This window comes from Paraburkholderia acidisoli, assembly GCF_009789675.1.
Lineage (GTDB): Bacteria > Pseudomonadota > Gammaproteobacteria > Burkholderiales > Burkholderiaceae > Paraburkholderia > Paraburkholderia acidisoli.
Window position 1 is genome coordinate 362885 of record NZ_CP046913.1, and the last position, 13034, is coordinate 375918.

The window sequence follows — 13034 nt, forward strand, 5'->3', positions numbered from 1 at the left end:
AGGAGGTCGTCATGAAACGTGGGACAACGCGCGGCGCAACGCGTGGCGCATCGCATCGCTGGAAAGTGCTCGGCGTGGGTTTCGCCGCCAACGTGAGCTTCGCGGCGGCGTTCGGCGGCATTCCCGCCACGGCCGTCGTACTGCGCGCCGACTACCGTCTCGGCACGGGCGAACTCGGTTTCGTGCTCGGCATGCTCGGGCTCGGCATCGTGCTGTCCGAACTGCCGTGGGGATTGCTCACCGACCGATGGGGCGACCGGCGCGTGCTGCTCACGGGCCTCGGCACCACGGCGCTCGCGCTCGCGGTCATGGCGCTATGGGGCGCGCCCACGCCCGCGCACGTGCCCGCGCCCACGACGCTCGCGCTCGGCCTGCTCGCGCTGGGCTTGCTCGGCGGTAGCGTGAATGGTTCGAGCGGGCGTGCCGTGATGACATGGTTCGCGGCGCGCGAACGCGGCCTCGCGATGAGCATCCGGCAGACGGCGGTGCCCGCAGGCGGCGGACTGGGCGCGCTCGTCCTGCCGGCGCTGGCGGTGCATGCGGGATTCGCGGCGGTGTTCGGCGTGCTGGCGGCGCTGTGCCTGGTGGCCCTGGCGCTCACCTTCGTGTGGCTGCACGAACCGGCAGCGGAGCCCGGAAACGCCAACGCTACGCAGTCCGAAACGGCGCCTGCCGTCTCGCCGCTGCGCAGCGCGCCTGTATGGCGCATGGTGATCGGTATCGGCGCGCTTTGTATGCCGCAGGTCGCCGTGCTGTCGTTCGCGAGCATCTTCCTGCACGACGTGGGGCGCGCGGGCACGGTGGCCGTCAGCGCGACGCTGTTCGCGGTGCAGGGCGGCGCGGCTTTCATGCGCGTCTGGAGCGGCCGCTGGACCGACCGGCGCGGCAATCGCGGCGCGTATCTGCGCGGCTGCGCGGCGCTCACCGTCACGCTATTCGCGGTGCTGGCGGTGCAGAGCGGCTTCGCATCGCACGGTCATGCGGCGCACGGCGTGGTCGTTGCGGCGATGGCGCTGGTGCTCGTGCTCGGCGGAGTGGCGGCTTCGGCGTGGCATGGCGTGGCGTTCACCGAACTCGCGACGCTCGCGGGTAACGGGCGCGTGGGCACCGCACTCGCGATGGGCAACACGGGCGCGTTCATCGCGTTCTGGGTCGCGCCCTCGGCCATTCCGGCGCTGCTGGCCTGGCATGCGTGGCCAGCCGTGTGGAGCGCGGCGGCGCTGTGCGCGGCACTCGCGTGGCCCGCGTTCGCCGGTCCGCGCAACGCGAACGCCGCGCACGGTGAGGACACGGGGCGTCGCTTCGATCGCCGGAATCGTGGCGTCGAGGCAATCAAGATCGACGCGCTCGACACGATCACTCGCATCTCGCCGCCGCGCGTTTAGCTCAGGCGAGCGAAATCGGCAGCGTCTTGCGCGCACGCAGCGCGGCGAGTCGGCCCGCGATTCAACACGCATAGCACGGTCGAAACATCATTAAGGAGAATTTAACGATTCAGAAATCTCCGATTCAGGCGAACGAGTTTCGATGTTCAGATAAAAGGCTTCGATTGCATGACGTTCCATGCATTCGCCATCGTGCCTGTTCACATTCGTTCGCAGCGCGAAAATCTATTCGAATCAGAGGAGAACCGCGTGAAGTCGAATCAGAGGAGAACCGCGTGAAGTTACGTGCCGTCCTGGCGGACGACCATCCCTTCGTCCTGCTCGGCGTGCGTTCCGCGCTGGCCGCCGCCGGTGACATCGAGGTCGTCGGCGAAGCGTGTAACGCGAGCGAGTTGTTCACGCTGCTCGACACGGTGAACTGCGACGTCGTCGTTACCGACCTCACCATGCCCGAGCCCGCCGGCAACGCCGAAGACGGCCTGCGTCTCGTGCGCCGCCTGCGCCGCGACTGGCCCGAGCTGCGCGTGGTCGTGCTCACGAGCATCGCCAACGTCGCCATCCTGCGCGCGGTGATGCACACCGGCGTGATGGCCATGCTGCGCAAGAGCGAACCCATGGACGACCTTGCCGACGCCGTGCGCGGCGCGGGTCGCGGGCGCGCGTGGCTGAGCCCGTCCATCCAGCATGAGCTGGCGGCGGGCGACCTGGGTATCGGCACGCCGCTGCCGCGTCTCACGCCGCGCGAATCCGAAGTGATCCGCAAATTCGTGAGCGGCAACACCATCACCGAAATCGCGCGCACGCTGGAGCGCGACGTGCGCACCGTGAGCCGCCAGAAACGCGACGCCATGGCAAAACTCGGCGTGAGCAACGACGCCGGCCTTTTTGCGTTCGTCAGGGCGCATGGACTGATATGACTACGTTCGCCGTTTCGCTCGCGCCGGGTTCCATGCGGCGCGCCACGCACCGGGCGCAGCCCTCGCACGCGATGCTCGAGTCGCCCGTTTCGCGCGGGCAACCGCCGGGCGCGCCGGACACGGCCGTCGCTGCCGCGCCCGAAACGCTCGATAGCGCGGCGCCCGTGCGCGTGATCGTCGCCGACGATCATCCGCTCGTGCTGCATGCGCTCGACAGCCTGATCGCCAACTATCCCAACCTGCAGATCGTCGCGCGCGCGCAAAGCGTGTCCACGCTGTTCGAAGCCGCCGCGCTGCATGCGTTCGATCTCGTGCTGATGGACCTCCACATGGCGGGTCCGGGCCAGTTCGACGCGCATGAAGCGATCCGCGCATTTCGCAGCGAATTCGCGAACAAGCCCGTGGTCGTGCTCACCATGGAAACCGACGCCCAGGCGCTGCGCAAGGCCATCTCGCTCGACGTGGAGGGCATGTTGAGCAAGCGCGACCGCATCGACCTGATTCCCGTGGCCATCGTGTCGGCCATGGCGCGCGAGCATTACGTGGGGCCGGTCGTGCGCGATCTGCTCGCCGAAGCGGCGCGCAACGAACGCCGCGAGGAAGTGCATCGCCTGCTCACGCGGCGCGAATTCGAGGTGCTCACGCACTACGCGCGCGGCCTTGGCGTGACCGAAATCGCGGGGCGGCTCGGGCGCAGCGTGAAAACCATCAGCGCGCAAAAGTGTTCGGCAATGAAAAAGCTCGCGCTCACCAACGACATCGAGCTGTATCGATTCGCCGTGGAATGCGGCGTCACGCAGAGCGAGCTGACATGAATGAGGCGCTTTACGAGCGCGGGCTCGCTGCACAGGGGGAGCAGGCGAATTACCCGCAGCTCGTGGCTCGCCCCGCGACCCCGCCGGTCGAGCGCGCGCCTGCACCGTTGCGTGTGCTCGTCGCCGACGACCACGCCTGCGTGCGCCTTGGCGTGACGCAATTGCTGCGCGCCACACCGGGCGCCACCGTGGTGGGCGAAGCCGACGACACACTCGCGCTCGCCACCCAACTCGACATGACGCCTTGCGACGTCGTCATTTCGGATCTGTGCATGCCGGGGCTGCATGGCGAATACAGTTCGCTCGCGGTGTTGCGGCGGCTCGCGCAGGCGAGCGGCGCGCCGGCCGTGGTCGTACTCACGATGATGTCAACGCCGCAGATCCTCACCGGCCTGCTGCAGATCGGCCTCACCGTGATCGTCGATAAACGCGACGTCACGGTTGCGTTGCTGTCCGCACTCGCGGCAGCCTGCGCGGGTCAGGCGTTTCTGTCGGAGCACGTGCGCGCCGCGCTCGACAACGCCGGCGCCGACTGCGCGCCCTGCGCCGGTATCCCGAGCGCGCGCGAGTGGGAAGTGTTCCAGCTCTACGCGCAGGGCATGCCCGTCTGCGAGATCGCGAACCGCCTGCAACGCAGCGTGAAAACCATCAGCTCGCAAAAACGCAGCACCATGCGCAAGCTCGGGCTGGTCACCGAGCGCGATCTGATCGACTTCGCGACGCTCGTCGGCATCACCTGAAACGCCCGACCCGGATTTCAGCGCTTTTCCTACCGCCTGCCACGTAACGTCTGCCGTGTTTTCAGAGTTGTCCTATCTGATTGCGGGGATCGTCTCTCCATAATTTCAAGCTCGACGCGTGGTTCGTCAGATATTGCCGTCCCGGCACTCCGCGCGATGCAACCCCGGTCAGACAAACCATACGCGTCTCGCGACCGGTCCTACGACCGCGTCGCGCGATCTTGCGCGCTATCGGTGCAATCCCCGCAATGCCGATCAAACACGGAGACACGAATGAAGCTCGGAAAGCGGTTGGCGGTCGAGGGCGCGGGCACCGCGTGGCTCGTGTTCGCCGGTTGCGCGGCCACGGTGCTGAATGCGAGCGTCCCCGCGCAGGGCTGCAACGTGCTCGAAATGGCCATGGCGTTCGGGCTGGCGTTGACGGTGGCGAATTACGCGGCCGCGCGCCCGTCGAGCGCGCATTTCAATCCTGCCGTCACGATCGGCTACGCGATCTCGCGGCGCTTTCCCGTGCGCGACGTCGCGCCGTACATCGCGGCGCAAACCATCGGCGCAATCGTCGGCGCGGCGTTGCTGGTACGCATTGCGAGCGGCAGGCCCGGCTTTTCGGTAGCGGTGGCGGACTTCGCGAGTAACGGCTACGACGACCATTCGCCGGGCGAATACGCGCTCGCCGCTGTGTTCTCGCTCGAACTCGTACTGACGTTCGTGCTGGTTTTCGTGCATCTCGCGATGTCGAGCACGTCGGGCCGGCGCAAGTCGGCGCCCGTCGCGCTGGGCGCTTGCCTCATGGCCATCTATCTCGTCGCCGTACCGGTCAGCAACGGCGGCGCGAATCCCGCGCGCTCGACGGCGCCCGCGTTGTTTGTCGGCGACTGGGCGCTCGATCAACTCTGGCTGTTCTGGGCGGCGCCGCTGATCGGCGGCGCGGCGGCCGGTGTCGCGCATCGCTTCCTGGGCAAGCCGCGCGAACTCGCTGCGCCGGAAGCGGCGCCCTTGCGCGACGGCTCGTGAACGCCGCTCGCCTCGCTGGCTTCGCCTGCCGGCGCTCGTCGTGGGCCTCGTGCTCACCATGCTTGACGTGCTTAATGTCCGCGTTGCGCTCGCCGTGCGCGTCGTGGTTTTCGTGCCGTTGTCATTTGTGTCGATGAATCCGCTCCACCGCGTTTCCGCCTCGTTCGCGCGCGTTATCAGGCGTGCCGCGAGCGCGGCGAGCGTCGCGTACGGTCGCGACCTCGTGGCACGCGCGCTGGCGCGGCGTGGGGCGGCCGCAATCTGCATGTCGCCAACGCGCATGTCGCCAACGCGCACGTCGCCAACACGCACGTCGCCAACACGCACGTCGCCAACATTCACAGCGGCAACACTCACGACGACAACATTCACGGCGGCAACACTCACGTCGCCAACACTCACGTCGACAACACTCACGGCGGCAACACTCACGTCGACAACCCGCACGTCGACAACCCGCACGTCGCCAACACGCACGTCGCCAACACGCACGTCGCCAACACGCACGTCGCCAACACGCACGTCGACAACCCGCGCCTTCGCGTCATGCGTGCTCACCGCCTGTGTCGTCGCCGCCGGTCTGCTCGCCGCGCCCGCAGCGCAAGCCGCACCCGCTGGAAACGCGCCTTCGCAAGGCATTGCCCAGTCGCAACTCGTGGTGGGCGTGCTGGCGGGCGGCTGGCCGCCGCTCGAAGACCTCGACGGAGCGACGCTCACCGGCTTCAGCGGCGACTATCTGCGTATGCTCGTCGGCGAAGGCGTCACCCTCGAACCGCGCGTCTTCGCCGACATGCCCGCGTTGCTCGCGGCCGCCTGCGCGGGCAACATCGACGTGGTGATGAGCTTTGCGCGCACGCCCACGCGCGAGCGCTGCCTCGCATTCACGACACCGTATCTCTCCGGCACCACGGCGTTCGTCACCCGTGCGGGTCACGAGACGCTCGCCACCGCCACGCCCCGGCTCGCCAGCGCGAGGATCGCGATCGAGCGCGGTTACGCGCTCGAAACGAGCTTGCGCGCGCGCTTTCCTCGCGCCCGCTTCCACAGCTACGCGAACACGCCGGCCGCGCTGCAAGCCGTCGCGGAGGGCATCGCCGACGTCTATATCGGTTTTTCGCCGGTCGCGCGCTACGCACTTTCGCTCGAAGCGTTTGGCGATCTGCGCGTGGCATTCGAGGAGCGTGGCCGCACAAGTGAACTGCGCTTCGGCGTGCCGGCTCCGAAGCTCGCGTTGCGCGACCGTCTGAACACGCTGCTCGGCGGCGTACGGCCCGCGACGGCGGCGGCGCTGCGTTCGCGCTGGCTCGGCAACGCGGGCGAAAGCGCGGCGGCCACCCAGGCGTCGTTCACGCTCACCGCTCAGGAGCGCGCCTGGCTGCGCACGCTGCCGCCGCTCAAGGCCGGCTACGACGTCGGCTGGATGCCGTTCAGCTTCCTGAGCGCCGCGCGCCAGCCGTCGGGTATGGCCAACGACTATCTCGACTACCTCGGCCGCACGCTCGGCGTCACGTTCGAGCGTGTGCCCGTCGCGCCATGGGGCCGCATCGTCGAAATGCTGGGGCGCGGCGAGATCGCGCTGGCCGCCACCTCCGCGAACGACGCCGTGCTCGGCACAGGCGTGGTGTACACGAAAGCGTTCGAGCACTATCGGCTCGTCATGGTGGGCCGCCGCGACGAGCCGATGGCGCGTGCGCTCAGCGACTTCACCGGGCGTCGCATCGTACTCGCGCCGCACGCGAGCGCGCCGCCCGAACTCGGCGCGAGTGCGCCCGGTGTGCCGGTCGTGCGCGCGGAAAGCATCGATGCCGGTCTGTGGATGGTCGCGCACAACCAGGCCGACGTGCTGATCGGCAACGCCGCGGCGCTCGACGCGCCGCTGAGCGGGGTCTATCTCGACTCCCTCAAGGTATTGGGGGCGGTCGGCATGGACGATTCGACGGCGTTCGCCGTGCGCGCCGACCTCGCACCGCTCGCGCATCTGGTCGACCGCGCGCTCGACGCGATGCCGCCCGCCGAACAGCAGAAGATCCGCAATCGCTGGACGGCGCCCGCCGCTACGCGCACGGGCGGTTGGAGTGTCAACGCGCTGCGCCTGTTGCCGCTCGTGATCGTGTTCGGCGTGCTGCTCGTCGTGACGTTGCGCGCCTATGCGCTGTTGCAGCGCGAGATGCGCCGGCGGCGCCGCGCCGAGCGTGTGCTCGCGCGTCAGGTCGAGTTGCAGGACACGATGATGGAGATGATCCCGTATCCGCTCAGCGCGCGCGATCTGGAGAATCGCTATCTTGCGGTGAATCGCGCGTTCGAGGAGGTAACGGGCGTGCCGCGCGCCCAGGCGCTGGGCCGTTCGGGTACGGCGGTGGCGGCATGGGGGCCGGAAAACAGCCGCCGCATGGACGAGCAGTACCGGCGCACGATCGTCGCGGGCGAGGGTCAGCGTGTCGATATCGTCTTCGAAACGCCGGAGGGCGAGCCGCGCCACGGCATCTTCTGGACACGCTTGTGCCGCGATCTGCACGGCGCGCCGTTCTGCGTGCTCGGCACGATGATCGACGTGACCGACATCCGCTACGCCGAACTGCGCGCGCGCGAGTCCGAACGGCTGCTCTCCGAAGTCACGCGTTCGTTGCCCATCGTGGTGTTCCAGCTGCGGCGCGCGCGCGACGGCAGCTACACGTTTCCGTATATCGGCGGCGACACGTTGCGCCTGCTCGGCGAATCTGCCGACGCGCTCATGCGCACGCATACCGTCGACCTCACGCGGGTATGCCGCCAGGACCGCGCGCGGCTCGCGGCCTGTCTCGAACGCTCGGCGCGCCGCGCGGTGTCCGTGCATACCGAGTTTCGTTTCCACGGCGCGGCCGGGCGCGTGTGGGTGCGCGCGGCGTTCGTGCCGCGCCGCGCCGAGGGCGGCGCGATCGTCTGGAGCGGCTATGCGGTCGACGCCAACGTCGAACACGCGCGCGCCCACGAACTCGAACACGCGCGCGACAACGCCGAAGCGGCCTCGCGCGCGAAAGACGATTTTCTCGCCATGATGAGCCACGAAATCCGCACGCCGATGAACGGTGTACTGGGACTCGTCGAAGTGCTCGAACGCACGCCGCTCAACGCGGATCAAGGCCAGATGGTCGGCATGGTCCATGAATCGGCGGGCGCGCTGCTGCAGATTCTCGACGACTTGCTCGACTACTCGAAGATCCAGGCCGGTCATCTCGTGATCGACTCGCAGCCGTTCGACGTGCGCGACCTCGTCGACAACGCCGTGGGGCTGCTCGCCGCGCGCGCGCACGAAAAGGGGTTGAAGGTGCGCGTCGACATCGAGCCGGGCGTCGCGGCTACGCTGCGCGGCGACAGCGTGCGGCTGCGCCAGATTCTCTTCAATCTGCTCAGCAACGCGATCAAGTTCACGCTGCAAGGCGAGGTGAGCGTGCACGTGCGCGCGCGCGATATCGACGTGCCGGATGACCTCGCACTGGCGAGTCAGCAACTGTCGATCGCCGTGCTCGACACCGGCATCGGCATCGCGCCCGAAGCGCAGGCGCAACTCTTCGAACCGTTCGTGCAGGCCGAAACCTCGACCACGCGCCGCTTCGGCGGCACCGGGCTCGGTCTCACCATTTGCCGCAAGCTCGCCGCGTTGATGGGCGGCGCGCTCACTCTGGAAAGCGCCGTGGGGCGCGGCACGCGTCTCACGCTGTCCATCGCGCTACCCGTGGAAGCCCGCGACAGCGCCAGCGACGGCTTGCGCGGCAAGCGCGGCGTGGTGGTGTGCGACGACGACGGCGTGGCGACCGCGGTGCTGAACTTCTGCACGGCGCTCGGCATGCGGATGCGGCGCGTCGAGGCGCAGCAGCTCACGCGCGGCGGGCGCGCGGACAACGTCGACATGGTCTTCGCTTCCGAGACGCTCGCGGCCGGGCTGGGTGCGCTCGGCGCGCCCGTGCTGATACTCACGGAGAAGCCCAAGCCGAGCGGCTACCGCGTGGCCGAGACCGGCGTGCGCGTGAGCGTCAACCCGCTGTCGTGGCGCGGGCTGAGCGCAGCCTGCGCGATGGCGCTCGCGGGCCTGCCGCTCAAGCCGGCGTGGCAGCCCCGCTCAGGCGCGAAGCGCGCTCCCGTGGCCAACGTGGCCGCGACCGGAGCGCTGCTCGCCGCGCCCGAACGCGATGGAGAACGCGCGGCGGGGCGTTTGATTCTCGTCGCCGAAGACCACCCCGTGAATCAGGAACTGATCCGCCATCAACTGGCGCTGCTCGGGTTCGCGTGCGATGTTGTCGACGATGGCGCGCAGGCACTCGCCGCGCTCGCATCCACGGATTACGGTTGTCTCATCACCGATTGCCATATGCCGAACGTATCGGGCTACGACCTCGCGCGTCGCATTCGCGAGCAGGAGCGCCACGCCGGCACCGAGCGGCATCTGCCCATCCTCGCCATCACGGCGAACACCGCGCCCGAAAATCGCAGCCAGTGCGTGCAGGCGGGCATGGACGACTGCCTCATCAAACCCACGCGCGTGGCGACGTTGCGCGAGCATCTCGCGCGCTGGTTCGGCGTGGAAGGCGTGCAGCGTTCGGCGCAGGAGGAGGGCGGGCGCGACTCGGGCGTCGCCGAGCGCGTGATGGCGGGCGCCGATACCGGTACGGCCGCCGTGGTCGACAAGACCGCGAACACGCGCACGTTCGAGCCGCTCGATCTCGCGCACATGATCCAGGTGTGGGGCGGCGAAGCGACGGTGAAAACCTTGCTCGGCTCATTCGTTTCGGCAATGCGCGACGACCTCGACGCATTGCCGCCGCTGCTCGAAGAGGTCGATATTCCGCGTTTGCGGGAATGGCATCACCGGCTCGCGGGCGCGGTGGGCGTGTTGCAATATCCGGCGCTACTCGCCGAACTGGAAGCGTTTCGCGGGCATATGAACACGCATTCGGCCGAGCAACTGCGCGAGGAAGGCGAAGCGCTGATACGCATCTGTCATGCCATGCTGGGTAGCATCGAACAGCAGGCGGCGCTGCTCGCCTGACGTCGCCTCGCGCTTTAGAGGGCGCGAGCGCGGTACCCGGCATTCCAACCCGGCGTCCCGAGGCCGTGTCCCCATTCCGCGTCCCAATAAATGCGCAGTCGATGCGCAGTCGATGCGCAGTCGATGCGCGAGATACAGGCGAAAAAAAACGCGGCCGAAGCCGCGTTCAAGCTTGGAGACCCTTCGATGAAGAGTCACTTCTCGCAGGAAGAAGCTTAGTGGTCGCGCTGTCAGAAATCGAGACAATTTCGATCAATTAACTGTTACCGGAAGTGCGGATAATCGCGGGCATCGAATTCGTTAACGCTGTGTCGGGCGAATTCACGGCGTAGCCGGCACGCGGCATGGCCACGTCACGCTTACGAAACCATTCGACCGTGAAATCGACGAACGAGCGCGTTTTCGCTGGCACGTGACGGCGCCCCGGATACACGAGCGACAACTCCTTGTCCGCCTCGCGAATCTCCCATCCGGCCAGCATGCGCACGAGCAAACCTTGCGCCAGATCAGCGGCCACGTGGTTGGCGGGCAGGATCGTGATGCCCATGCCCGCGAGCGCCGCCTGCCGCAACATCACCGAATTGTTGACCGCGTAAGCGGGCTCGATCAGCACCGTCTCGCGCGTACCGTCGGCGCGCTCGAAATGCCATTCGTTGCCGTGGATGTCGGCGGAAGGCGCCAGCAGCGTATGACGCGCGAGATCGGCCGGGCGCATGGGCGCGGCAATGCCTTCGGCAACGCCATTGACAGCGCGGTTTGCCACGCCGTTCGCCACGTGGCTGGCGAGGTAAGCGGGCGCGGCCACTGCGATAGGCGCAACGCTCACGAGCGGGCGCCGGATCAGTGTGCCGCCGCTCACCTGGCGCGGCGCGACGATACCCGCGTCGAAGCCTTCTTCGATCAGATCGACGGGCCGATGCAGCAGCGTGAGCGAAAGCCGCACTTTGGGAAACGCGGCGAGATAGTGCTGCAGCAGCGGCGTGAGATCGTGCAACGAAAACGACGCGTGCGCCACCACGCGCAAAATGCCCGACGGCACCGAGACACCATGCGCGATGTGGGTCTCGATGCGTTCGAGATCGTCGAGCACCTGGCGGCAACCCTGCGCATAAGCCGCGCCCGCCTCGGTCAAAGACGCGCTGCGGGTGTTGCGATTGATGAGCCGCGTTTCGAGATGCGCTTCCAGCAGCGCGACATAGCGCGTCACCACGGCATTCGACATGGCGAGACTCGCGGCTGCGCGTCCGAACGAGCCATGCTCGGCGACGCTGACGAATACCCGCATCGCTTGCAACTGATTCATCGTTTTGGGACGCGTGGACATAAGACAGGCGGGACTTCGGTGAAGGCGGGTGAGGGCGAAAAAGCCGAGGGGGAAATTGAGGATGGCGAAGCATTGTGCGCGACGTCAGCGCATGCCGCGACGGATATTACCGACGCCTCTCGTTCCGGCGAATCGGAATCGTCCTAATACCGCGTTGTCCTGAAATTAGCGTGTTGTCCAGCGGCAACGCATTATCGGGATACGCCTTGTCTATAGGCACATTCACGCAAATACGAGATAGCTCGTGAGCATTGACGCTTAAGCGCTTTGCGGGTTAACGGCAGCAATTTTCGACTTCTTCGAAAACGCTTTTGCCGGATAGCGGGATGGCCCGTGCAAAAGCGACGCTCCAAACTTCGTCATGCATATCAATGCGGTGCCGTGTTTGCGGCGCCATGGACTCGCTATGCCGGCGTGAGGCCGGCGACGGCATCCATTTTTGCCGAAAGGCCTTGCATCGAAGGAAGCATATGAAAAAGAACCTCGTAATCGCGGCGGCAGTCGCTGCGACTTTCGCATCGGCGTCGTACGCACAAAGCAGCGTGACGCTATACGGTATCGTCGATGCCGGTTTCTCGTACACGACGAACGTCGCCAATGGCGTGAACGCCTATGGCCATCCCACGGGCGACAGGAACTTCGCCATGACGAGCGGCAACCTCCAGGCCAGCCGTTGGGGCCTGCGTGGCACGGAAGATCTGGGCGGCGGTCTGCGCGCAATCTTCACCCTCGAAAGCGGCTTCAACGTGATGAACGGCCAGCAGAACGGCGGCCTGTTCAATCGCCAGGCTTACGTCGGTCTCACGCAAGACCAGGTCGGCACGGTCACGTTCGGCCGCCAGTTCGACTCGGTCGTCGACTATGTCGCACCGCTGACGGCAGCCGGCACGTGGGGCGGCACCTACATGTCCCACCTCGGCGACAACGACAACCTGAACGGTTCGTTCTCGGTCAACAATTCGGTCAAGTTCCGTAGCGCCAACTACTCGGGCTTCGAGTTCGGCGGCATGTACGGCTTCTCGAACCAGGCCGGCGGCTTCGCGAACGGTCGCGCATACAGCGCCGGCGCAAGCTACAACTACGGTGGCCTGCGTCTCGGCGCGGCTTACCTGCAGGCACAAGGTCTGGATCGTGCAAACGGCGCCGCCGCAGTCTCGGGCACGCCGGTCACGGGCCTCTTCAATGCGCTCGGCGGCGACAGCCAGCGTCAACGCACGTGGGGCGCGGGCGCGAGCTACGCCTACGGTCCGCTGGTCGGCGGCGTGGTCTTCACGCAAACGCGCGTGAACGACGTGTTCAACGACTCGGTGCGTATCAACAACCTCGAAGCGAACGTGCGTTACAACCTGACGCCGGCGCTGAGCGTGGGCGGTATGTACGCGTACACGACGATGCGCGGCGCGCTGCCGGAGTCGGCGTACACGGGCAGCAACTCGGCGCACTGGAACCAGTTCGGCCTGCAGGCTGACTACGCGCTCTCCAAGCGCACCGACGTGTACATCGAAGGCGTGGGCCTGTGGGGCGCTGGCCAGAACGCAGTGGGCCTGACGCAAGTCACTGGCACCGACGGCGTCTCGTCGTCGAAGAACCAAGGCGTGATCACGACGGGTATCCGTCACCGCTTCTAAAAAAGAATTCGGGGTCCTCGTGCGGCTTGCCGGCATCAGACCGGCATGAAGTGGTATCAAGCACGAAGCACCGGATGGCAAGAAGGTAGTACTTGGGTTGAGGGCGTCGCTTGCGGCGCCCTTTTTTTCGCCCGCATTTTCGAGGCCGCGCGAAGGGGAGGCCGGCCGCATATCGGCGCATCGGACGC

8 protein-coding genes are annotated in these 13034 nt (G+C 67.0%); 7 read left to right on the forward strand and 1 reads right to left on the reverse strand.

Features of this window, described 5'->3' with window-relative positions; all coding sequences use genetic code 11:
- Nucleotides 1-11: 11 nt before the first annotated feature.
- From FAZ98_RS01595 to FAZ98_RS01620, 6 genes are all read left to right on the forward strand, one after another.
- Entirely contained in the window at nucleotides 12-1385 is a 1374-nt protein-coding gene (locus FAZ98_RS01595; RefSeq protein WP_158948135.1) for an MFS transporter, read from the forward strand.
- 275 nt (nucleotides 1386-1660) lie between these two features.
- Nucleotides 1661-2302 carry a response regulator transcription factor gene (locus tag FAZ98_RS01600; RefSeq protein ID WP_158948137.1) on the forward strand — a complete coding sequence of 214 codons (642 nt, stop codon included), beginning with the start codon at nucleotides 1661-1663 and terminating at the stop codon, nucleotides 2300-2302.
- Nucleotides 2299-3117: a response regulator transcription factor gene (locus FAZ98_RS01605; protein WP_233272637.1), complete on the forward strand. Its 819-nt coding sequence runs from the start codon at nucleotides 2299-2301 to the stop codon at nucleotides 3115-3117. Before FAZ98_RS01600 ends, FAZ98_RS01605 begins: the two co-directional genes overlap by 4 nt.
- Nucleotides 3114-3857: a response regulator transcription factor gene (locus tag FAZ98_RS01610; RefSeq protein ID WP_158948139.1), complete on the forward strand. Its 744-nt coding sequence runs from the start codon at nucleotides 3114-3116 to the stop codon at nucleotides 3855-3857. Before FAZ98_RS01605 ends, FAZ98_RS01610 begins: the two co-directional genes overlap by 4 nt.
- A 273-nt stretch (nucleotides 3858-4130) precedes the next feature.
- Entirely contained in the window at nucleotides 4131-4871 is a 741-nt protein-coding gene (locus FAZ98_RS01615) for an aquaporin (RefSeq protein ID WP_158948141.1), read from the forward strand.
- 550 nt (nucleotides 4872-5421) lie between these two features.
- Nucleotides 5422-9894: an ATP-binding protein gene (locus tag FAZ98_RS01620; protein WP_158948143.1), complete on the forward strand. Its 4473-nt coding sequence runs from the start codon at nucleotides 5422-5424 to the stop codon at nucleotides 9892-9894.
- Between the two features lie 256 nt (nucleotides 9895-10150).
- Here FAZ98_RS01620 and FAZ98_RS01625 read toward each other — a convergent pair whose 3' ends face one another.
- Nucleotides 10151-11197 (reverse strand): LysR family transcriptional regulator, encoded by a 1047-nt coding sequence (locus FAZ98_RS01625; protein WP_158948145.1) that lies wholly within the window; start codon nucleotides 11195-11197, stop codon nucleotides 10151-10153.
- Nucleotides 11198-11688: 491 nt separating this feature from the next.
- Here FAZ98_RS01625 and FAZ98_RS01630 point away from each other — a divergent pair, with 491 nt between their 5' ends.
- On the forward strand, nucleotides 11689-12846 hold the full coding sequence (locus tag FAZ98_RS01630; RefSeq protein ID WP_158948147.1) for a porin: 1158 nt from the start codon (nucleotides 11689-11691) through the stop codon (nucleotides 12844-12846).
- The last annotated feature ends 188 nt before the right edge of the window (nucleotides 12847-13034 follow it).

Coding starts and splice junctions, on each gene's coding strand:
- FAZ98_RS01595 (WP_158948135.1), top strand. CDS start 12: ATGAAACGTGGGACAACGCGCGGCGCAACGCGTGGCGCATCGCATCGC.
- FAZ98_RS01605 (WP_233272637.1), top strand. CDS start 2,299: ATGACTACGTTCGCCGTTTCGCTCGCGCCGGGTTCCATGCGGCGCGCC.
- FAZ98_RS01610 (WP_158948139.1), top strand. CDS start 3,114: ATGAATGAGGCGCTTTACGAGCGCGGGCTCGCTGCACAGGGGGAGCAG.
- FAZ98_RS01615 (WP_158948141.1), top strand. CDS start 4,131: ATGAAGCTCGGAAAGCGGTTGGCGGTCGAGGGCGCGGGCACCGCGTGG.
- FAZ98_RS01625 (WP_158948145.1), bottom strand. CDS start 11,197: ATGAATCAGTTGCAAGCGATGCGGGTATTCGTCAGCGTCGCCGAGCAT.
- FAZ98_RS01630 (WP_158948147.1), top strand. CDS start 11,689: ATGAAAAAGAACCTCGTAATCGCGGCGGCAGTCGCTGCGACTTTCGCA.